This is a genomic window from Streptomyces sp. NPDC048171 (assembly GCF_043202655.1).
Lineage (GTDB): Bacteria > Actinomycetota > Actinomycetes > Streptomycetales > Streptomycetaceae > Streptomyces.
The window spans coordinates 290,796-309,390 of the sequence record NZ_JBIDAU010000009.1 but is presented as its reverse complement, the minus strand read 5'-3'; the positions used below and the strand labels follow the sequence as shown (position 1 = coordinate 309,390).

Annotated in this window: 20 protein-coding genes; 13 read left to right on the top strand and 7 right to left on the bottom strand. The window is 72.6% G+C overall.

From position 1 onward, the window contains the following. Nucleotides 1–84: 84 nt before the first annotated feature. The gene (locus ACGF3J_RS26355; protein ID WP_161327896.1) at nt 85–453 is read right to left on the bottom strand and encodes a VOC family protein; all 369 of its coding nucleotides are present in this window, start codon (nt 451–453) and stop codon (nt 85–87) included. 113 nt (nt 454–566) lie between these two features. Here ACGF3J_RS26355 and ACGF3J_RS26350 point away from each other — a divergent pair, with 113 nt between their 5' ends. The 8 genes from ACGF3J_RS26350 to ACGF3J_RS26315 all read left to right on the top strand — a co-directional run bounded on the left by ACGF3J_RS26350 (nt 567) and on the right by ACGF3J_RS26315 (nt 7,500). Continuing rightward, entirely contained in the window at nt 567–848 is a 282-nt protein-coding gene (locus ACGF3J_RS26350; RefSeq protein ID WP_161327895.1) for a type II toxin-antitoxin system Phd/YefM family antitoxin, read from the top strand. A gap of 267 nt (nt 849–1,115) precedes the next feature. Then, a complete protein-coding gene (locus ACGF3J_RS26345) occupies nt 1,116–1,418 on the top strand; it encodes an urease subunit gamma (RefSeq protein WP_064726706.1) in 303 nt (100 codons plus the stop codon). 14 nt (nt 1,419–1,432) lie between these two features. Further along, nucleotides 1,433–1,744, top strand: a complete 312-nt coding sequence (locus ACGF3J_RS26340; RefSeq protein ID WP_161327894.1) for an urease subunit beta — start codon at nt 1,433–1,435, stop codon at nt 1,742–1,744. Beyond that, on the top strand, nt 1,737–3,458 hold the full coding sequence (locus ACGF3J_RS26335; protein ID WP_161327893.1) for an urease subunit alpha: 1,722 nt from the start codon (nt 1,737–1,739) through the stop codon (nt 3,456–3,458). Before ACGF3J_RS26340 ends, ACGF3J_RS26335 begins: the two co-directional genes overlap by 8 nt. 8 nt (nt 3,459–3,466) lie before the next feature. Continuing rightward, complete coding sequence (locus ACGF3J_RS26330) at nt 3,467–4,141, top strand: urease accessory protein UreF (protein ID WP_393854944.1); 675 nt, start codon at nt 3,467–3,469, stop codon at nt 4,139–4,141. Between the two features lie 187 nt (nt 4,142–4,328). Then, entirely contained in the window at nt 4,329–5,006 is a 678-nt protein-coding gene (ureG, locus tag ACGF3J_RS26325) for an urease accessory protein UreG (protein WP_161325880.1), read from the top strand. Next, complete coding sequence (locus tag ACGF3J_RS26320; protein WP_161325881.1) at nt 4,994–5,770, top strand: urease accessory protein UreD; 777 nt, start codon at nt 4,994–4,996, stop codon at nt 5,768–5,770. The genes ureG and ACGF3J_RS26320 overlap by 13 nt, the downstream gene beginning before the upstream one ends. A 116-nt stretch (nt 5,771–5,886) precedes the next feature. After that, nucleotides 5,887–7,500, top strand: a complete 1,614-nt coding sequence (locus ACGF3J_RS26315) for an alpha/beta hydrolase (RefSeq protein WP_161325882.1) — start codon at nt 5,887–5,889, stop codon at nt 7,498–7,500. A gap of 57 nt (nt 7,501–7,557) precedes the next feature. Here ACGF3J_RS26315 and ACGF3J_RS26310 read toward each other — a convergent pair whose 3' ends face one another. From ACGF3J_RS26310 to proP, 3 genes are all read right to left on the bottom strand, one after another. Then, nucleotides 7,558–8,592, bottom strand: a complete 1,035-nt coding sequence (locus tag ACGF3J_RS26310; RefSeq protein ID WP_161325883.1) for an NAD(P)-dependent oxidoreductase — start codon at nt 8,590–8,592, stop codon at nt 7,558–7,560. Between the two features lie 109 nt (nt 8,593–8,701). Further along, on the bottom strand, nt 8,702–9,424 hold the full coding sequence (locus tag ACGF3J_RS26305) for a 1-acyl-sn-glycerol-3-phosphate acyltransferase (protein WP_161325884.1): 723 nt from the start codon (nt 9,422–9,424) through the stop codon (nt 8,702–8,704). Nucleotides 9,425–9,562: 138 nt separating this feature from the next. After that, complete coding sequence (proP, locus tag ACGF3J_RS26300) at nt 9,563–11,077, bottom strand: glycine betaine/L-proline transporter ProP (protein ID WP_393854943.1); 1,515 nt, start codon at nt 11,075–11,077, stop codon at nt 9,563–9,565. A 142-nt stretch (nt 11,078–11,219) separates the two neighbouring features. On the opposite strand from proP, the gene ACGF3J_RS26295 reads away from it, so the two are divergent. Beyond that, entirely contained in the window at nt 11,220–11,675 is a 456-nt protein-coding gene (locus ACGF3J_RS26295) for an RpiB/LacA/LacB family sugar-phosphate isomerase (protein ID WP_161332468.1), read from the top strand. A gap of 12 nt (nt 11,676–11,687) precedes the next feature. Here the strand turns inward: ACGF3J_RS26295 and rocD are convergent, their stop codons facing one another. From rocD to ACGF3J_RS26280, 3 genes are all read right to left on the bottom strand, one after another. Then, nucleotides 11,688–12,908 carry an ornithine--oxo-acid transaminase gene (gene rocD, locus ACGF3J_RS26290; protein WP_161332467.1) on the bottom strand — a complete coding sequence of 407 codons (1,221 nt, stop codon included), beginning with the start codon at nt 12,906–12,908 and terminating at the stop codon, nt 11,688–11,690. Next, nucleotides 12,905–13,744 (bottom strand): dimethylargininase, encoded by an 840-nt coding sequence (gene ddaH, locus ACGF3J_RS26285; RefSeq protein WP_161332466.1) that lies wholly within the window; start codon nt 13,742–13,744, stop codon nt 12,905–12,907. The genes rocD and ddaH overlap by 4 nt, the downstream gene beginning before the upstream one ends. A 123-nt stretch (nt 13,745–13,867) precedes the next feature. Beyond that, nucleotides 13,868–14,371: an Lrp/AsnC family transcriptional regulator gene (locus tag ACGF3J_RS26280; protein ID WP_122620898.1), complete on the bottom strand. Its 504-nt coding sequence runs from the start codon at nt 14,369–14,371 to the stop codon at nt 13,868–13,870. Between the two features lie 77 nt (nt 14,372–14,448). Here ACGF3J_RS26280 and ACGF3J_RS26275 point away from each other — a divergent pair, with 77 nt between their 5' ends. Genes ACGF3J_RS26275 through ACGF3J_RS26260 form a run of 4 tightly spaced genes read left to right on the top strand, consistent with a single transcriptional unit; the run spans nt 14,449 to nt 18,576 of the window. Then, a complete protein-coding gene (locus ACGF3J_RS26275) occupies nt 14,449–15,207 on the top strand; it encodes a LytTR family DNA-binding domain-containing protein (RefSeq protein ID WP_161332465.1) in 759 nt (252 codons plus the stop codon). 2 nt (nt 15,208–15,209) lie between these two features. Further along, on the top strand, nt 15,210–15,569 hold the full coding sequence (locus ACGF3J_RS26270) for a hypothetical protein (protein WP_161332471.1): 360 nt from the start codon (nt 15,210–15,212) through the stop codon (nt 15,567–15,569). Beyond that, nucleotides 15,566–17,362: a cation acetate symporter gene (locus ACGF3J_RS26265; protein WP_237552848.1), complete on the top strand. Its 1,797-nt coding sequence runs from the start codon at nt 15,566–15,568 to the stop codon at nt 17,360–17,362. The genes ACGF3J_RS26270 and ACGF3J_RS26265 overlap by 4 nt, the downstream gene beginning before the upstream one ends. Before the next feature lie 8 nt (nt 17,363–17,370). Further along, nucleotides 17,371–18,576, top strand: a complete 1,206-nt coding sequence (locus ACGF3J_RS26260) for a sensor histidine kinase (RefSeq protein ID WP_161332470.1) — start codon at nt 17,371–17,373, stop codon at nt 18,574–18,576. Nucleotides 18,577–18,595: the final 19 nt, after the last annotated feature.

Sequence of the window (18,595 nt, the reverse complement as noted above, 5' to 3'; positions counted from 1 at the left end):
GCGGAACCCTCTTCGGCTGCACTGGCTCCGTATAAAATGTACAGGACGTACATTGCGAGGGAATGGGAATCGCGCAACCCGCGGTCATGTCCCGTGCGGTGGCTCGTGCAGGCCGAAGGGGGAGCCCTGGTCGTCCCGGCAGAGCTTGAACCGGCCGAACCGGGCCACCGACTCCGCGTCCTCCTCGCCCTCCTCGCCCAGCTCCTCGACGGAGCCGCCCAGCTCACGCACCCGGGCCACGGCGGCGTCCAGGTCGTCGACCCGGAAGAACAGGTACGGGGAGGCGCCCGGGTCGCCGCCGTGCATGCCGCCCGGCAGCCCGGCGGTGCCGATGGAGAACCCGCGCCCCGTGGGGCCCGCCTCGAGGGCCCAGCCGAACAGGGTGCCGTAGAAGACCCGCCCGCGCTCGGGGTCCGCCACGCCGAGCTCGAAGAACGACGGTTCGCCGGTCATGGGTGCCTCCCGCGGGACGTGGTCGTGGGCCGAGGGGTCCGCTCCGTCCCATCGTCCACCCGGCCCGGCGGCGGCGCAGCCGGTCGGCGCGGGGTGAACCGTAAGCTGGGGACATGGCCTACGAGATTCCGGTGACGCAAGCCAGGGCTGAGCTCGCCGACCTGATCAACCGGGTGGTGTACGGCGGCGAGCGCGTCGTCGTGACGCGGCACGGCAAGCCTCTCGTCGCCCTCGTCTCCGCCGCCGACCTGGAGCGCCTGGAGGAGGCCGGGGAGCCGTCGGAGGGGCAGGTGATCACCTCGGTCACCGGCGTCCATGACACGGCCGCCCAGACACCTCGCGAACACCACCGCTTCGGCATCGCGGCGGAGCACAGGGGGCCGAACCCGGCCTAGGGCCCGCCGCCCGGGCGCCGCGCCGCCCGAGCCCCGGTGGTGCGCGGGACGGCGGGAGTCCGCCGACTGTCCCGGTAATCAGTCGGTCAAAACCGGGTCACACGGCGGAAACACTTCAGCCGTACTCTCCACCCCTGTCCACCTGCGGTTTTCGAACAAATGGCAGGTGCACCGCGGCCCATTGGTGTGTGTTACATCTAGAGCCGTCGCGGTGGCCGCGGCAGCCCGGGCCGTCCGGTCCCGGCGTCATGTCCTGTGAGGTGGTACATGCAACTGACCCCGCACGAGCAGGAGAGACTGCTCATCCATGTGGCCGCGGACGTGGCGGAGAAGCGCCGCGCGCGAGGCGTGAAGCTCAACCACCCCGAGGTCGTCGCGCTGATCACCGCGCACATCCTCGAAGGCGCCCGGGACGGGCGGACCGTGGGTGAACTCATGTCCTCCGGACGCAAGGTGCTCCAGCGCGACGAGGTCATGGAGGGAGTCCCCGAGATGATCCACGACGTGCAGGTCGAGGCCACCTTCCCGGACGGCACCAAGCTGGTCACCGTCCACGAACCGATCGTCTGACGGGGGCGGCGGCCATGATTCCCGGAGAGATCCTCTTCGCCGGCCCACCGGTCCCCTTCAACGAGGGCCGCCCGGTCACCCGGCTCACCGTCCTCAACACCGCCGACCGGCCCGTCCAGGTCGGCTCCCACTACCACTTCGCCGAGGCCAACCCCGGTCTCGAGTTCGACCGCACGGCCGCGCACGGCACCCGGCTGAACATCGCCGCCGGCACCGCCGTCCGGTTCGAGCCCGGCATCCCCGTCGACATCGAACTGGTCCCCCTCGCGGGGGCCCGCGTCGTCATGGGCCTGCGCGGCGCGACCGGAGGTGCCCTCGATGCCTGAGCTGTCCCGCGGCGCCTACGCCGACCTGTTCGGCCCGACCACCGGTGACCGGATCCGCCTCGCCGACACCGACCTCTTCGTCGAGATCGAGGAGGACCGCGCGGGCGGCCCCGGCCGCTCCGGGGACGAGGCGGTCTTCGGCGGCGGCAAGGTGCTGCGCGAATCCATGGGCCAGTCGCGCGCCACCCGCGCCGAAGGCGCCCCCGACACCGTTGTCACCGGTGCCGTGATCATCGACCACTGGGGCATCGTCAAGGCCGACGTCGGCATCCGCGACGGACGGATCACCGGCATCGGCAAGTCCGGGAACCCGGACACGATGGACGGCGTCCACCCCGACCTCGTCATCGGCCCCGAGACGGAGGTCATCGCGGGCAACGGCAAGATCCTCACCGCGGGCGGCATCGACACCCACGTGCACTTCATCGCGCCGACCGCCGTCGACGAGGCCCTGGCCTCGGGGGTCACCACCCTCATCGGCGGCGGCACGGGCCCGGCCGAGGGCAGCAAGGCGACCACCGTCACCCCGGGTTCCTGGCACCTGGCGCGGATGTTCGCCGCCCTGGAGTCGAGCCCCGTCAACATCGGCTTCCTGGGCAAGGGCAGCACCATGTCCAAGGAGTCCATGCGCGACCAGCTCCGTGCCGGGGTGCTCGGCTTCAAGATCCACGAGGACTGGGGCGCCACCCCCGCCGCCATCTCCGCCTGCCTGGACGTCTGCGAGGAGTCCGGCGTCCAGCTCGCCGTCCACACCGACACCCTGAACGAGGCGGGCTTCGTCGGCGACACCTTCGACGCGGTCGCGGGCCGCACCCTGCACGCCTTCCACGTCGAGGGCGCGGGCGGCGGCCACGCGCCCGACATGATCACCGCGGTCTCACTGCCCAACATGCTGCCGGCGTCCACCAACCCGACCCGGCCGCACACCGTCAACACCGTCGAGGAACACCTCGACATGCTGATGGTCTGCCACCACCTGAACCCGGCCGTCCCCGAGGACCTGGCCTTCGCCGAGTCCCGCATCCGGCCCAGCACCATCGCCGCCGAGGACGTCCTGCACGACATGGGGGCGATCTCCATCATGGCGTCGGACGCCCAGGCCATGGGACGCATCGGCGAGGTGATCATGCGGACCTGGCAGACCGCGCACGTGATGAAGCGCCGCCGCGGCCTCCTGCCCGGCGACACACGGGCCGACAACCGGCGTGCCCGTCGATATGTCGCCAAGTACACGATCAATCCCGCCGTGGCGCAGGGCATCGAGCACGAGGTCGGCTCCGTCGAGAGCGGCAAGCTCGCCGACCTGGTCCTCTGGGAGCCACGCTTCTTCGGGGTCAAGCCGCAGCTCGTCCTCAAGGGCGGGCAGATCGCGTACGCGCAGATGGGCGACGCGAACGCCTCCATCCCGACCCCGCAGCCGGTCCTGCCGCGCCCGATGTTCGGTGCCCACGGGACGGCGCCGGCCGCCAACTCGGTCGCCTTCGTGGCCGAGCGGGCCGTCGAGGACGGACTGGCGGAACGGCTGGGACTCGGGCGGGAGCTGGTGCCGATCCGGTCGACGCGCGGCCGTACCAAGGCCGACATGCGGGAGAACGACGCGCTGCCCCGCGTGGAGGTCGCCGCGGACTCCTTCGCGGTGACCATCGACGGCGAACTCGTCGAGCCCGCACCCGTCGCCGAACTGCCGCTTGCCCAGCGGTACTTCCTCTTCTGAGGTCCGGGATGAGCCGCGCAGCACTGCTCGTCCTCGCGGACGGCCGCTTCCCCGCCGGGGGGCACGCCCATTCCGGCGGGGCGGAGGCCGCCGTCAGGGCGGGACGCGTGACCGACGCCGCGAGCCTGGAGGAGTTCTGCCGGGGTCGGCTGCACACGAGCGGCGCCGTCGCGGCGTCCCTCGCGGCGGCCGCGGCCCTCGGTGCGGATCCCGTCGGGCTCGACCGGGCCGCCGACGCCCGTACCCCGTCGCCCGCCCTGCGTGGGGTGGCGCGCAGACTCGGGCGGCAGCTGATGCGGGCCGCGCGGGCGACCTGGCCGCATCCCGAACTCGACGCGCTGGCGGGGAGGTTCCCCAAGGGCGCGCATCAGCCCGTCGTGCTGGGGGTCGCCGCCCGTGCGGCCGGGCTGGGGGCGCTGGACGCGGCGTACTGCTCCGCCTACGAGGGGGTGAGCGGGCCGGCCACCGCGGTCGTGCGGCTGCTCAGCCTCGATCCGTTCGACGCGACGGGGGTGCTGGCGCGGCTTGCCGACGACGTGGATCTGGTGGCGCGGGACGCGGTGGAGGCCGCGGGGCGCGTCCCGGTCGACGGGGTCGACGTGCTGCCCGCGCGGTCGGCGCCGTTGCTGGAGATCGCGGCGGAGGCGCATGCGGGGTGGGCGGTTCGGCTGTTCGCCTCGTAGAGCGTTGTTCGCCCCGCCGCCCCTTCCCATTCCCGACCCCAGTGGCTCTGCCCCTTCGACCCCGCAAGGGGGGCTTCGCCCCCCTGGATCCCCCTTCGGCCTGGACCCCCCTTCGGCCTGAACGGCCTCGCCCTCAAGAGCCGGACGGGCCGAATGATGCCGACCCCGACTTCGACAGGAGACCCGAATGCATCTCGACCACCACCACGAACTCCCCGCCGCCGTCTCCGCCGATGCCAGGCGGCCCGACGGTACGCGCCGGGCGGTGCGGATCGGGCTGGGTGGGCCCGTCGGGTCCGGGAAGACCGCCACCGTCGCCGCGCTCTGCCGGGCGCTGCGCGAGGAGTTGTCGCTCGCCGTGGTGACCAACGACATCTACACCCGCGAGGACGCCGAGTTCCTGCTCCGGGAGGCGGTGCTGCCGCCCGAGCGGATCACCGCCGTGGAGACCGGGGCCTGCCCGCACACCGCCATCCGGGACGACATCTCCGCCAACCTGGAGGCCGTGGAGGATCTGGAGGACGAGGTCGGGCCGCTCGACCTGGTCCTCGTGGAGTCCGGCGGGGACAACCTGACCGCCACCTTCTCCAAGGGCCTCGTCGACGCCCAGATCTTCGTGATCGACGTGGCCGGCGGCGACGACATCCCGCGCAAGGGCGGGCCCGGCGTCGCCACCGCCGACCTGCTGATCGTCAACAAGACCGACCTGGCGCCCTACGTCGGCTCCGACCTCGCGCGGATGGCCGCGGACGCCAAGGCGCAGCGCGGTGAACTGCCCGTCGTCCTGCAGTCGCTGCGCGGCGAGGACGGGGTGGCGGAGGTCGCCGACTGGGTCAGGGGGCGGATCGCCGCGTGGACCGCGTGACCAGTCCGGGCGGCGTGCGGGCCAGGGCCCGGATCCTCGCCCGCGGCGACGGGCGCGGCGGGACCGTCCTGCCCGTGCTGGAGGGCGAGGGACCGCTCGCCGTGCGCCGGACCCGGGGGAGCGGTGCCGAGGCCCGGGTGATGCTGGTCGGGGCGATGAGCGGGCCGCTCGGCGGCGACCACTTCACGGTGACGGCCGAGGCGGCGCGGGGCGCCCGGCTGCGGGTCGGCTCGGCCGCCGCCACCCTCGCCCTGCCGGGGCAGGACAAGGCGGACTCCCGCTACGACGTCCGGCTCACCGTCGGCGACGACGCCGAACTGCGCTGGCTGCCCGAGCAGCTGATCTCCGCGCACGGCAGCGACCTGTACGTCGGCACGAGCGTCGACCTCGCCGCCGGAGCCCGGCTGCTGCTGCGCGAGGAGCAGGTGCTCGGCCGGGCCGGGGAGGAACCGGGCCGCCTCACCAGCCGTCTGACGGTACGGATCGAGGGCCGCGGCGTCCTCGACCAGGAACTGGCCTGCGGGCCCGGCGCCCCGGGCGGCTGGGACGGGCCGGCGGGGCTCGCCGGACACCGTGCCGTCGGCCAGCTGGTCGTCGTACGGCCCGGGTTCGCGACGGAGCCGCCGACCGCCCGGGTGTTCGAGGAGGGCGCGGCCGTCATGCCGTTGGCCGGACCCGCCGCGCTGGTGACGGCGGTGGCGCCGGACGCGCTGCGGCTGCGGCGGCTGCTGGACGGGGCGTTGGCCTCTCTGGGACGCGACTAGCGAACGCCTTTCTCCGTTTATCGGATTGGCAAAGAAGTAGTACTTGGTCTGTTCTCAGTCGACGCACAGCCGCGAGGATCCCCGTACTTGTCACGAACACGTACGGGGAGGGCCACTTGAGCAAGAGCAGAGTGCGGCGGAGGGCGACGGCGTTCGGCACAGCCGGAGCGCTGGTCACCGCCACGCTGATAGCCGGTGCCGTCACGGCACCCACCGCGAGCGCCGCACCCGCGTCCGGGCAGCCCACCGCGCAAGGCTGGGACCACGAGGCCCGCGGTGCCGTCATCGCCGCCGCCCGCGCCGCCCGCGCCGGGGTCGACTGGCAGGACTGCCCCGCCGACTGGAACCTCCCCAAGCCGATCCAGTGCGGCTACGTCACGGTACCGCTCGACTACGCCAAGCCGTCCGGCAAGCAGATCAAGATCGCCGTCGACCGCATCGGCAACACCGGCACCAAGAGCGAGCGCCAGGGCGCCCTCCTCTACAACCCCGGCGGCCCGGGCGGCTCCGGACTGCGTTTCCCGGCGCGCGTCACCGGCAAGAGCGCGGTGTGGGCCAAGACGGCCCGGGCCTACGACTTCGTGGGCTTCGACCCGCGTGGCGTCGGCAAGTCCGCCCCGATCTCCTGCGTGGACCCGCAGGAGTTCGTCAAGGCGCCCAAGATGGACCCCGTGCCCGGCTCCGAGGCCGACAAGCTCGCCCAGCGCAAGCTCGCCCGGGAGTACGCCGACGGCTGCTTCGAGCGCAGTGCCGAGATGCTCCCGCACATGACCACGCCGAACACCGCCCGCGACCTCGACGTCATCCGGGCCGCCCTCGGCGAGAAGAAGCTCAACTTCCTCGGCGTCTCCTACGGCACCTACCTCGGCGCCGTCTACGGCACCCTCTTCCCCGGCCACGTGCGCCGCATGGTCGTCGACAGCGTCGTCAACCCGTCCCGCGAGAAGATCTGGTACCAGGCCAACCTGGACCAGGACGTCGCCTTCGAGCAGCGCTGGAAGGACTGGCAGGACTGGGTCGCGAAGAACGACGCCACCTACCACCTGGGTGACACCCGTGCCGAGGTCCAGGAGCAGTGGCTGAAGCTGCGGGCCACCGCCGCGAAGGAACCCCTCGGCGGCGTCGTCGGCCCGGCCGAGCTGATCTCCTTCTTCCAGAGCGCCCCGTACTACGACTCCGCGTGGGCGCCCACCGCGGACATCTTCGGCAAGTACGTCGCCGGGGACACCCAGGCCCTCGTCGACGCCGCCGCGCCGGACCTCTCCGACACCGCGGGCAACGCCTCCTCGGAGAACGGCAACGCCGTCTACACGGCAGTCGAGTGCGCCGACGCCCAGTGGCCCACCGACTGGCGCACCTGGGACGCCGACAACACCAAGCTGCACCGCGACCACCCGTTCATGACCTGGGCCAACGCCTGGATGAACCTGCCCTGTGCCACCTGGCCGGTCAAGCAGCGCACCCCGGTGGACGTGAAGACCGGCAAGGGCCTCCCGCCGGTGCTGATCGTCCAGGCCGAACGGGACGCGGCCACCCCGTACGGCGGCGCCGTCGAACTGCACAAGCGGTTCAAGGGATCCCGCCTCGTCACCGAGCGGGACGCCGGCTCGCACGGCGTCACCGGGCTGGTCAACCCGTGCGTCAACGACCGGGTCGACACCTATCTGCTCACCGGGAAGGTGGACACCAAGGACGTGACCTGCGCCCCGCACGCCACGCCCAAGCCCTGACACTCGCGGGCGACCAAAGGGGGCGGCCGGTCGGACCGGCCGCCTCTTCGGCCGTTCTCAGCCCCGGCGGGATGCGAACCAGGCGTCCTCGGCCGCGTAGTCGAAGAGGTCGCCGTACGCCTCGAACATCTTGGGGTACGCCTCCCGCCAGTCCCGTCCGGCCAGCCGCTCCTCGATGAAGGCGACCGTCTCCGCCAGGTGGTCGGCGTACCGGCCCACCGGGCGGTAGCCCAACTGGCGTTCCGCCTCGCTCATGTCGCACACGACGGGCGCGGGCACCGACCACGGCGTGTCGCCCACGGTCTCCGCGGGCGGCTCCCCGTGCACCAGGACGTCCTCGGTCTCCATGCCCATCACCCCGTCCACGGCCGCCGCGATCTCCGCCACCGTCGGCGCGTCCGGGTCGACCGCGTTCAGGACGCGGCTGCCCGGCCGGGGCGCGGCCAGCCGGATCAGCTCGGCGACGGTGCGCACACTCGCCGGGTGGAAGCGGCTCCCGCCCCCGTACGCGAGTACCCGCCGGCGCCTGCCGTCGAGGTTGCGCTTGACGAAGTACAGCTCGCGCGGGGTCCGGCAGTACGGACCGTGCACCGCGCCCGCCCTCAGCAGGGTCGCCGGCAACCGCTCGCCCGCCGCGAGGAGTTCACGCTCCAGCGCCACCTTCCGGGTGCTGTACGAGGCGTCGCCCGGTTCGACGGTGCGCTGCGCCTCGGTGAGCGGCACCGGGTAGTGCGGGAAGCCGTCGGGCTCGGACTGGGTGTCGAAGTTCCGGCCCCTGTCGTCCTCGTAGACCGAGATGCTGGAGACGACCACGGCCGAGCCGACCCGCCCGGCGAGTGCGGTCAACTGCCGTGCGTGCCCCGCGTCGAAGGCCACCGTGTCCACCAGGACGTCACAGCCCTCGCCGACCGCCGCCGACAGGGCCGCGTCGTCCTCCCGGTCGGCCCGCACCACCCGTACGTCCCGAGGCCACCGCGCGTCCCGGTCGCCGCCCCGCGAGACGGCCGTCACCTCCCAGCCGTCCCGGGCCAGCGCGCCCACGGCCACGCGTCCGATCTGTCCCGTCGCCCCGATCACCACTGCACGTGTCATACGCCGACCGTAGGCATGTCTGTCGGCACCGGCCACGGCCTTCTGCCGACAGCAGACGACGTGCCCCGCCTCGTCAACGGGTCCTGGCGGGCCCTGTCGTCAACAGGCCCTAGCGGTGCGGCAGGCGGGGGAACCGGCGTCCCCGCGCCGCCTTCTCCGCCTCCTCGGCCTTCACGTCGGCGGCGTACCGGTCGACGTACTCCTGACCGGAAAGCGACAGGATGGCGTACATGATCTCGTCGGTGGCGGCGCGCAGCACGGCCTTCTCGTCCTTCATGCCCGCGTAGCGGGAGAAGTCCAGCGGCTCGCCGAAGCGGATCACCACCGGGTGCACCTTGGGGATCTTCCGGCCCGGCGGCTGCGCCTCGAACGTGCCGATCATCGCGCAGGGCACGACCGGCACCCCCGCCCTCAGCGCCATCACCGCGACACCGACCTTGCCCTTGTACAGCCGTCCGTCGTGCGAGCGGGTGCCCTCCGGGTAGATGCCCAGCAGCTCGTCCTTGGCCAGTACGCCCAGGCCCTCGCGGATCGCGGCCTGCCCCGCCTCCTTGCCGGAGCGGTCGACGGGGATCTGCCCGGCGCTGCGGAAGAAGAACGCCGTCAGCCTGCCCTTCAGACCCGGCCCGGTGAAGTACTCGGCCTTGGCGAGGAAGGTGATGCGGCGCCTGAGCACCGCCGGCATCAGGAAGTGGTCCGAGAAGGAGAGGTGATTGCCCGCCACGATGGCCGCCCCCGACGCCGGTACGTGGTCCAGGCCCTCGATCCGCGGCCGGAAGACCAGCCTCAGCAGCGGGCCCAACAGCACGTATTTGAGGACGTAGTAGAACAAGGCGTCGCTCCTCAGCCCGGTGGGACGGCACGATCGCCGTGTTTTCACTGGTCGACCGGCGTCTGCCGGGCTGCCAGTGTAGGTGCGGGCCGGGCCCGCCCGGAACCGGACGTGCCCGGCCCGCCGACCGTACTCCCGTCAGAACTTGGGCGTCGGCGCCTGCGCCTCCACCAGCTCCGCGGCCTCCTCGTCGCTCTGCACCGACGGCGGCGAGCCTTCGAGCGGCTGCTGGGCCGTCTCCTTCATGCAGGCCACCGCCACGACACCGATCAGGGCCGCGGCCATCGCGTAGTAGGCGGGCATCATGTCGGAGCCGGTCACGCTGATCAGCGCGGTGATGACCAGCGGCGTGGTACCGCCGAAGATCGACGCCGAGAGGTTGTAGCCGACCGACAGGGACCCGTACCGGACGTTGGTGGGGAACATCGCCGGGAGCGCCGCCGACATCGTGCCGAGCAGGCACACCAGGGACAGTCCGAGCATCAGCATGCCCGCGGAGACGGCGAGCAGACTGCCCTCCTGGACCAGCACGAAGGCCGGGGCGGACAGCACGAAGAAGCCGATCATGCCGGTCATCAGCAGGGGCTTGCGGCCGAAGCGGTCGGAGAGCCTGCCGACCTGGTTGATGATCAGCATCAGCAGCACCATCGTGGCCACCAGGATCATCAGGCCGTGGCTCTCGCTGTAGTCCAGCTCGTCCGACAGGTACGTCGGCATGTACGACAGCAGCATGTAGTCGGTGATGTTGTACGCGCCGACCAGCGCGATGCACAGCACCAGCGACCGCCAGTGGGTGCGGAAGATCTTGGCGAGGTCGCCCCGGGCGGTGGTCTCCACCGCCGTCGCCGCGTCCGAGACGTGGACGTTGGAGTCCTCCAGCTTCAGGAACGCGGGCGTGTCGTCCAGCCTCAGCCGCAGGTAGATACCGACGATGCCGAGCGGCGCCGCGACCAGGAACGGGATGCGCCAGCCCCAGGCGTCCATCGCGTCGGTGCCGAGCCAGGCCGTGAGTCCGGTGACCAGACTGGCCGCGCCGGTGTACCCGGCGAGCGTGCCCAGCTCCAGGAAGCTGCCGAAGAAACCGCGCCGCTTGTCGGGCGCGTACTCGGCGATGAACGTGGAGGCACCGCCGTACTCGCCGCCGGTCGAGAAGCCCTGGAGCAGACGGAACACGATCAGCAGGACCGGCGCCCAGAAGCCGATCGTGGCGTAGCTGGGGATGAGTCCGATGGCGGCGGTGCCGATCGCCATCAGGATCATCGTCAGCGCGAGCACCTTCTTGCGGCCGATCTTGTCACCCATCGGGCCGAAGAACATGCCGCCCAGCGGACGCACCAGGAACGCCACGGCGAACGTGGCGAAGGAGGAGAGCAGCTGCGCCGTGTCGCTCCCGGACGGGAAGAACACCCGTCCGATGGTGCCGGCCAGATAGGCGTAGATGCCGAAGTCAAACCACTCCATGGCATTGCCGAGGGACGCCGCCTTCACGGCACGCTTGACCGCGGCCTCGTCCGTGACGGTGATGTCCGACCGGCGCAGCCGGGGGTTCTGCCGGCGCTTGATGGCCCGGAACAGGGCCCGGTGGCGGCGCACCGCCGCGGCGTCGGGTTCCTGGCCGTTGTCGGTGGGGGACGTGGCGGCCTCCCTTTCCACGCGCAGCCGTTCCTGCCGGAGGGCTGCTCGGTCGTACGAATCTCAGGTCGTACCCCTTCCCTCGATCATGCTGGGTATGGTCGTGACTTCGGTCATGTGGTTGAGCCGATGAGGTGAGCGGGCGGGCGGGTACCCTGCGCGCATGCGCATCGCCGTCTCCTCCGACATGGACGAACCCGTGGCCCGGCTCCTCGTGGAGGAGCTGCGGGGACGCGGACACGAGGTGCTCGCGCACGGCGCGCTGAGCGCCGGGGCGGACGACCGGTGGGCCGTGTGCTCGGAGCGGGCGGCCCGCGAGGTCGCCGACGGGCAGGCCGACCAGGCCGTGGTGTGCTGCTGGACCGGCACCGGCGCGTCGATCGCCGCCAACAAGGTGCCGGGCGTCCGCGCGGCCCTGTGCGCCGACGCGTACACGGCGGACGGGGCCCGCCGGTGGAACGACGCGAACGTGCTCGCCCTCAGCCTGCGCCTGACGTCGGCGCCGCTGCTGCGGGAGATCCTCGACGCCTGGTTCGCGGGCGGTCCGAGCGAGGACGCCGAGGACCGCGAGAACGTCACGCGTGTGGAGCGGCTCGACCGGGGCCGAACCGCTCCGTAGGGCGCGCCCGGGTCAGGACGTCAGGACCTTCTCCAGCGTCCCGAGTGCCCCCTCCAGCTCCTCGGCGGTGACCGTCAGCGGCGGCGCCAGCCGGATCGTCGAGCCGTGCGTGTCCTTGACGAGGACGCCCTCGCGCATCAGCCGCTTGCTGATCTCACGCCCGGTGCCCAGCGCCGGGTCCACGTCGACCCCCGCCCACAGCCCCCGCGCGCGGAAGCCGACGACGCCCCTGCCGGCCAGCGCGGCCAGACCCTCGCGCAGCACCGCGCCCAGCTCCGCCGCGCGGCGCTGGAACTCGCCGGTCTCCAGCAGCTCCACCACCGCCGTGCCGACCGCGGCCGCCAGCGGGTTGCCGCCGAACGTCGAACCGTGCTCGCCCGGGTGCAGCACACCCAGCACGTCCCGGCGGCCGACCACCGCCGACACCGGGACGATGCCGCCGCCCAGCGCCTTGCCGAGCAGCACCACGTCCGGCACGACCGACTCGTGCGCGACGGCAAGCGTGTGCCCGGTGCGGCCGAGGCCCGACTGGATCTCGTCCGCGATGAACAGACAGCCCGCCCGGCGGGTCAGCTCCCGCACCCCGGCCAGATAGCCGTCGTCCGGGATCAGCACCCCCGCCTCGCCCTGGATCGGCTCGATCAGCACGGCCGCCGTCGTCTCGTCGACGGCCGCCTCCATGGCCGCCAGGTCGTTGTACGGCACCACCCGGAAACCCGGCGTGAACGGGCCGAAGCCCGCGCGCGCCGTCTCGTCCGTGGAAAAGCTGACGATCGTCGTCGTCCGGCCGTGGAAGTTGTCCGCCGCGACCACGATCGTCGCCCGGTCCGCCGGGACGCCCTTCACGTCGTAGGCCCACTTGCGGGCCACCTTGATGCCGCTCTCCACCGCCTCCGCGCCGGTGTTCATCGGCAGCACCATGTCCGTGCCGGTCAGCGCGGCCAGCCGCTCGGCGAAGCCCGCGAGCCGGTCGTTGTGGAAGGCGCGTGAGGTGAGGGTGAGCCGGTCCAGCTGGCGGTGGGCGGCCTCGATCAGTGCCGGGTGGCGGTGCCCGAAGTTGAGCGCCGAGTAGCCGGCCAGCATGTCCAGATAGCGGCGGCCCTCCACGTCCTCCACCCAGGCGCCCTCCGCGCGGGCCACGACGACGGGCAGCGGGTGGTAGTTGTGCGCGAGGACGGGCTCCTCCGCGCGGATCAGCTCCGCGGAGCCACGGGCGGGGGCGGGTGCGGTCATGAGCGGGTCTCCCGGATCTCCTGGGTGCAGCACTTGATGCCGCCACCGGCCTTGTGGAACTCGGACAGGTCGACGGGGACGGGCACGTAGCCGTGGCCGGCGAGCCGGTCGGCCAGGGCACGCGCCTCCGGCGCGATGAACACGTGCCGCCCGTCGGAGACGGAGTTCAGCCCGAACGCCATGGCGTCCTCGCGGGTGGCGAGCACCGCGTTCGGGTAGAGCCGCTCCAGCACCTCGCGGCTGCCCGGCGAGAACGCCTCGGGGTAGTAGGCGATGTTCGCCTCGGTGCCGTCCGCCCCGTCGTCGAGCACGAACAGCGCCGTGTCCAGATGGTAGAAGTACGGGTCCACCAGCGTCAGCGAGACCACCGGCACGCCGAAGAACTCCTGCACCTCGCGATGGGCCTCACGGGTGGTGCGGAAGCCGGTGCCCGCCAGGATCCAGCGCCCGGCCGGGACCAGGTCGCCCTCGCCCTCGCAGACCGACTCGGGAAGCTGGACCTCGAAGCCCCGCGTCTTGAACCACGCCATGAAGGGCAGCGACTCGGGGCGTCGCTCGGGCGCGTGGAAGAGCGAGCCGAAGACCCGCCCCTCGACCACGACCGCGCAGTTCGCGGCGAACACCATGTCGGGCAGGCCCGGGACCGGGTCGACGCCGTCCACGGTGTGGCCGTGGGCACGGTAGACGTCGACCAGCGCCTGCCACTGGTCGAGAGCGCGTATGACATCGACCGGTCGGTCGGTGCTCATCCACGGATTGATCGCGTACTGCACGGCGAAGTGCCTGGGTTCGCAGACCAGGAAGCGCCGTCGGCGCGGCACACGGGACTCGGGCACAGAGGGGTACCTCCGCTACTCACGGTGTGTAACTGGGTTGACACCAAGGTAGAAACCGACGGCCACGCCGGACAAGCGACAAAGGCTGCGTGTTGCCGCACGATCGCTGCGTCTTCCACCAGGTCAGCGCACGTCTGCTGCGCCTTCCGGAGCCAGCAGACCCGCGCCTGCCTCCGGACTGTCCGGGATCAGGTGGGACAGCACCATCACACTGATCGTCTTCCTGATGAACGGCTCCGCACGGATCCGCTCCAGCACCTCCTCGAAGTGCTCCACGTCCCGCGCCCGCACGTGCAGCAGGGCGTCCGCGCCGCCGGTCACCGTCATCGCCGCCCTGATCTCCGGATAGCCCCGCACCACCTCCGCCAGCCGCCGCGGCGGCGCCGCCCCCTCGCAGTACACCTCCACGTACGCCTCCGTGCGCCAGCCCAGCGCGGCGGGCCGCACCGTCGCCGTGAACCCGGTGATCACACCGGTCTCGCGCAGCCGGTCCACCCGGCGCTTGACCGCCGTCGAGGAGAGCCCGATCTCCGCGCCGATCTCGGCGAAGGACGTCCTGGCGTTCGTCATCAGGGCGGTGACGATCTTCCGGTCGAGTTCGTCGAACGGAGTGGGCCTGCTGTTCATGCGGGCACTGTATCCAGCGGATACGTCCACGCCCGGCCCGTGTGCAGGCGTACGGATTACTCCTACACTCCAGCCTCATGCTGCGCGCCCTCGCTGTCGACGACGAACGCCCCACGCTCGAAGAACTCGTGTACCTCCTCAACGCCGATCCCCGCATCGGCGCGGCGGAGGGCGCGAGCGACGCGACCGAGGCGCTGCGCCGCATCAACCGGGCCCTGGAGTCGGGCCCCGACGGTCCGGACGCCATCGACGTCGTCTTCCTCGACATCCAGATGCCCGGCCTCGACGGACTGGACCTCGCCCGGCTGCTGACCGGGTTCGCGCGGCCTCCGCTGATCGTGTTCGTCACCGCGCACGAGGACTTCGCCGTGCAGGCCTTCGACCTGGACGCGGTCGACTACGTCCTCAAACCCGTGCGCAGGGAACGGCTCGCCGAGGCGGTGCGCCGCGCCGCAGAGCAGCGCGGCGCGGCGCTCCCCTCACCGCGGATACCCGTGCACGAACCCGACCCGGACCACATCACCGTGGAACTCGGCGGTGTCGCCCGCTTCGTCCCCGTCGACGACATCACCCACGCCGAGGCCCAGGGCGACTACGCCCGACTGCACACCGACAAGGGCAGCCACCTCGTCCGCATCCCGCTGTCCACCCTGGAGGAACGCTGGCGGGCCCGCGGCTTCGTCCGCATCCACCGCCGCCACCTCGTCGCCCTGCGCCACATCGGCGAACTCCGCCTGGACGCCGGCACCGTCAGCGTCCTGGTCGGCACCGAGGAACTCCAGGTCAGCCGCCGCCACGCCCGCGAGCTGCGGGACCTGCTCATGCGGAGGCCGTGACCGTGCCCCAGGACCCCGGCGAGCGCCGCGTCACCGTCACCGGCCCGCCCAGGCGCACCCGGCGGGCCTCCGGCTACTACCGCCCGCGCACCGAGATCGACGAGCAGACCACCCTCGGCCACACCTACGTCCGCTCCCTCATGCGCAGCCAGTTGCGCGCCGGCCTCACCGCCCTCGCGGTCCTCGGCCTCCTCGTCGGACCGCTGCCCCTGCTCTTCGCCGCACTGCCCGACGCCCGCCGCCTGGAATGGGCCGTCCTCGGCTTCGGCCTGTACGCCCCGCTGGTCCTCCTCGCCCGCTGGTACGTGCGCCGCGCCGAGCGCAACGAACGGGACTTCGTACGCCTCGTCGAGGACCGATGAACTCCAGCTACGCCATACCCGCGGTCGCCCTGGTCGTCGTGGCCACCGTCCTGGTCGGCGCCTTCGGCCTGCGCATCTCCCGCACCACCTCCGACTTCTACGTCGCCTCCCGCACCGTCGGCCCGCGTCTGAACGCCGCCGCCATCAGCGGTGAGTACCTCTCCGCCGCCTCCTTCCTCGGCATCGCGGGACTGGTCCTCGTCCAGGGCCCCGACATGCTCTGGTACCCGGTCGGCTACACCGCCGGCTACCTGGTCCTGCTGCTCTTCGTCGCGGCCCCGCTGCGCCGCTCCGGCGCCTACACGCTGCCCGACTTCGCCGAGGCGCGGCTCGCCTCCCAGGGGGTGCGGCGGCTCGCGGGAGCCTTCGTCGTCGGCGTCGGCTGGCTGTACCTGCTGCCCCAGCTCCAGGGCGCCGGGCTGACCCTCACCGTGCTCAGCGGCGCCCCCGACTGGCTCGGCGGGGTGATCGTCGCCGTCGTCGTCACCGGTGTGGTCGCCGCCGGCGGCATGCGCAGCATCACCTTCGTCCAGGCATTCCAGTACTGGCTGAAGCTCACCGCCCTGCTCGTCCCCGCCCTCTTCCTGGTGCTCGCCTGGCAGGGCGACGGCGCGCCCGGCCGCCCCTTCGACGAACCGGCCACCTTCCGCGAGCAGCGCTCCGTTCGGGTCGACGACAGCCTCACCCTCAAGCTCGACCGCCCGCTGACCGTCACCGTCGACGGCACCGTGGACGGCCGCGCCCACGACGGCACCCGGCTGAGCCTGCCCACCGGCACCCACCGCATCGAGGCCGGCACCCGCCTCACCTTCGCCAAGGACACCCCGGTCCCGGCCGCCGGACGCGGCGCCGACGACGCCCTGTCGCCCTCCCGCGCCGAGAGCCGCACGGAACGCCCGCTGTACGCCACGTACGGCCTGATCCTCGCCACCTTCCTGGGCACCATGGGCCTGCCGCACGTCGTGGTGCGCTTCTACACCAGCCCGCACGGCGTCGCCGCCCGACGCACCACCGTCGCCGTGCTCGGCCTGATCGGCGCCTTCTACCTGCTGCCGCCCGTCTACGGCGCCCTCGGCCGCCTCTACGCCCCCGAGCTGACCCTCACCGGCGACGCCGACGCCGCCGTCCTGCTGCTGCCCGACCGGGTCATCGGGGGAATGGGCGGCGACCTGCTCGGCGCGCTGGTCGCGGGCGGCGCCTTCGCCGCGTTCCTGTCCACCGCCTCGGGACTGACCATGGCCGTCGCGGGTGTCCTCACCCAGGACGTGCTGCCGTCCCGGGGCGTGCCGCACTTCCGCCTCGGCACCCTCCTCGCCATGGCCGTGCCGCTGGCGGCGAGCGCGCTGGTCGGCGGACTGCCCGTCGCCGACGCCGTGGGCCTCGCCTTCGCCGTGTCGGCCTCGTCCTTCTGCCCGCTGCTCGTCCTCGGCATCTGGTGGCGCCGGCTGACCCCGCCCGGCGCCGCGGCCGGGATGCTGGTGGGCGGCGGCTCCGCCCTGCTCGCCGTCGCCGCCACCATGGGCGGCTTCCCGGGCGGCGGCGGGGCGCTGCACGCCCTGCTGGCCTGGCCGGCGCTCTGGTCGGTGCCGCTGGGCTTCCTCACCATGGTGCTGGTCTCCCTGGCCACGCCGGGCCGGGTACCGGCCGGGACGGCGGCGATCCTGGCCCGCTTCCACCTGCCGGAGGAGCTGGGCGCCCAGGAGCTGCGCGGGGAGGGCCGCCCGGCGGACGCGCTGACCGGCGCCCCGTCCTCGGGCGGTCATCAGGCGCCGCGCGGGGAGGCGACGCCGTGAGCGGCTCCCTGGGTGGTTTCCTGGCGGGCCTCGCCGTGGCCCTGCTGCCCCTGCTGGCGGCGGGCTTCTGGCTGGGGCGGCGCACCGCCCGCCCGCAGAGTCTCGGCGGTCTGGGCACCCCGGTCGAGCACGCCACCTTCCAGACCCTGCACACCGCGTCCCTGGCCACACCCCCGCTGCGGGCGGGCCTGACCGAGGAGACCGCCGGAAAGTCCGCCCGCAAGCTGCGCTCCCTGCTCGGCACGGACGCGCTGTGCCTGACCGACCTCAAGGAGGTCCTGGTCTGGGACGGTGTGGGCGGCCATCACCGCGCGGAGATCATGGAACGCCTCGCCGGGCCGCTGGAGACCGGCCGCGGCGAGGCGTTCCCGCTGACCTGCGACATCCCCGACTGCTCGGTGCGCTGGGCGGTGGTCGCCCCGCTCACCGTCGACGACCGGGTGCACGGCGCCCTGGTCGCCTGCGCGCCCCGCGAGTCCGCCGTCCTGGTCCGGGCCGCCGGGGAGGTCGCCCGCTGGGTCTCCGTCCAGCTGGAGCTGGCCGACCTCGACCAGTCCCGCACCCGGCTCATCGAGGCCGAGATCAAGGCGCTGCGGGCGCAGATCTCGCCCCACTTCATCTTCAACTCGCTCGCGGTGATCGCGTCCTTCGTCCGCACCGATCCCGAGCGCGCCAGGGAGCTGCTGCTGGAGTTCGCCGACTTCACCCGCTACTCGTTCCGCCGGCACGGAGACTTCACCACCCTCGCCGACGAGCTGCACGCCATCGACCACTACCTGGCGCTGGTGCGGGCCCGCTTCGGCGACCGCCTCGCCGTCACCCTGCAGGTCGCCCCCGAGGTGCTGCCGGTCGCCCTGCCCTTCCTGTGCCTCCAGCCGCTCGTCGAGAACGCCGTCAAGCACGGTCTGGAGGGCAAGGCGGACCGCTGCCGCATCCAGATCACCGCGCAGGACGCGGGCGCCGAGGCCCTGGTCGTCATCGAGGACGACGGCGCCGGCATGGACCCGGGCCTGCTGCGCCGCATCCTCGCGCGCGAGGTCAGCCCGTCGGGCGGCATCGGGCTGTCCAACGTCGACGACCGTCTCCGCCAGGTCTACGGAGACGACCACGGCCTCGTCATCGAGACGGCCGTCGGCGCGGGCATGAAGATCACCGTCCGGCTGCCGAAGTACCAGCCGGGCGTGCACTCGGCTGGCCGGCTGGGCCGCGAGTGAGAGGGGCGGGCGCTCCGCC

Bases quoted from the DNA above. Each gene is read 5' to 3' on its own strand.
- ACGF3J_RS26355 (WP_161327896.1), bottom strand. From the start codon at position 453: ATGACCGGCGAACCGTCGTTCTTCGAGCTCGGCGTGGCGGACCCCGAG.
- ureG (WP_161325880.1), top strand. From the start codon at position 4,329: ATGCATCTCGACCACCACCACGAACTCCCCGCCGCCGTCTCCGCCGAT.
- ACGF3J_RS26310 (WP_161325883.1), bottom strand. From the start codon at position 8,592: ATGACACGTGCAGTGGTGATCGGGGCGACGGGACAGATCGGACGCGTG.
- ACGF3J_RS26265 (WP_237552848.1), top strand. From the start codon at position 15,566: ATGAACTCCAGCTACGCCATACCCGCGGTCGCCCTGGTCGTCGTGGCC.
- ACGF3J_RS26345 (WP_064726706.1), top strand. From the start codon at position 1,116: ATGCAACTGACCCCGCACGAGCAGGAGAGACTGCTCATCCATGTGGCC.
- ACGF3J_RS26330 (WP_393854944.1), top strand. From the start codon at position 3,467: ATGAGCCGCGCAGCACTGCTCGTCCTCGCGGACGGCCGCTTCCCCGCC.
- ACGF3J_RS26340 (WP_161327894.1), top strand. From the start codon at position 1,433: ATGATTCCCGGAGAGATCCTCTTCGCCGGCCCACCGGTCCCCTTCAAC.
- ACGF3J_RS26295 (WP_161332468.1), top strand. From the start codon at position 11,220: ATGCGCATCGCCGTCTCCTCCGACATGGACGAACCCGTGGCCCGGCTC.
- ACGF3J_RS26280 (WP_122620898.1), bottom strand. From the start codon at position 14,371: ATGAACAGCAGGCCCACTCCGTTCGACGAACTCGACCGGAAGATCGTC.
- ACGF3J_RS26335 (WP_161327893.1), top strand. From the start codon at position 1,737: ATGCCTGAGCTGTCCCGCGGCGCCTACGCCGACCTGTTCGGCCCGACC.
- ACGF3J_RS26350 (WP_161327895.1), top strand. From the start codon at position 567: ATGGCCTACGAGATTCCGGTGACGCAAGCCAGGGCTGAGCTCGCCGAC.
- rocD (WP_161332467.1), bottom strand. From the start codon at position 12,908: ATGACCGCACCCGCCCCCGCCCGTGGCTCCGCGGAGCTGATCCGCGCG.
- ACGF3J_RS26275 (WP_161332465.1), top strand. From the start codon at position 14,449: ATGCTGCGCGCCCTCGCTGTCGACGACGAACGCCCCACGCTCGAAGAA.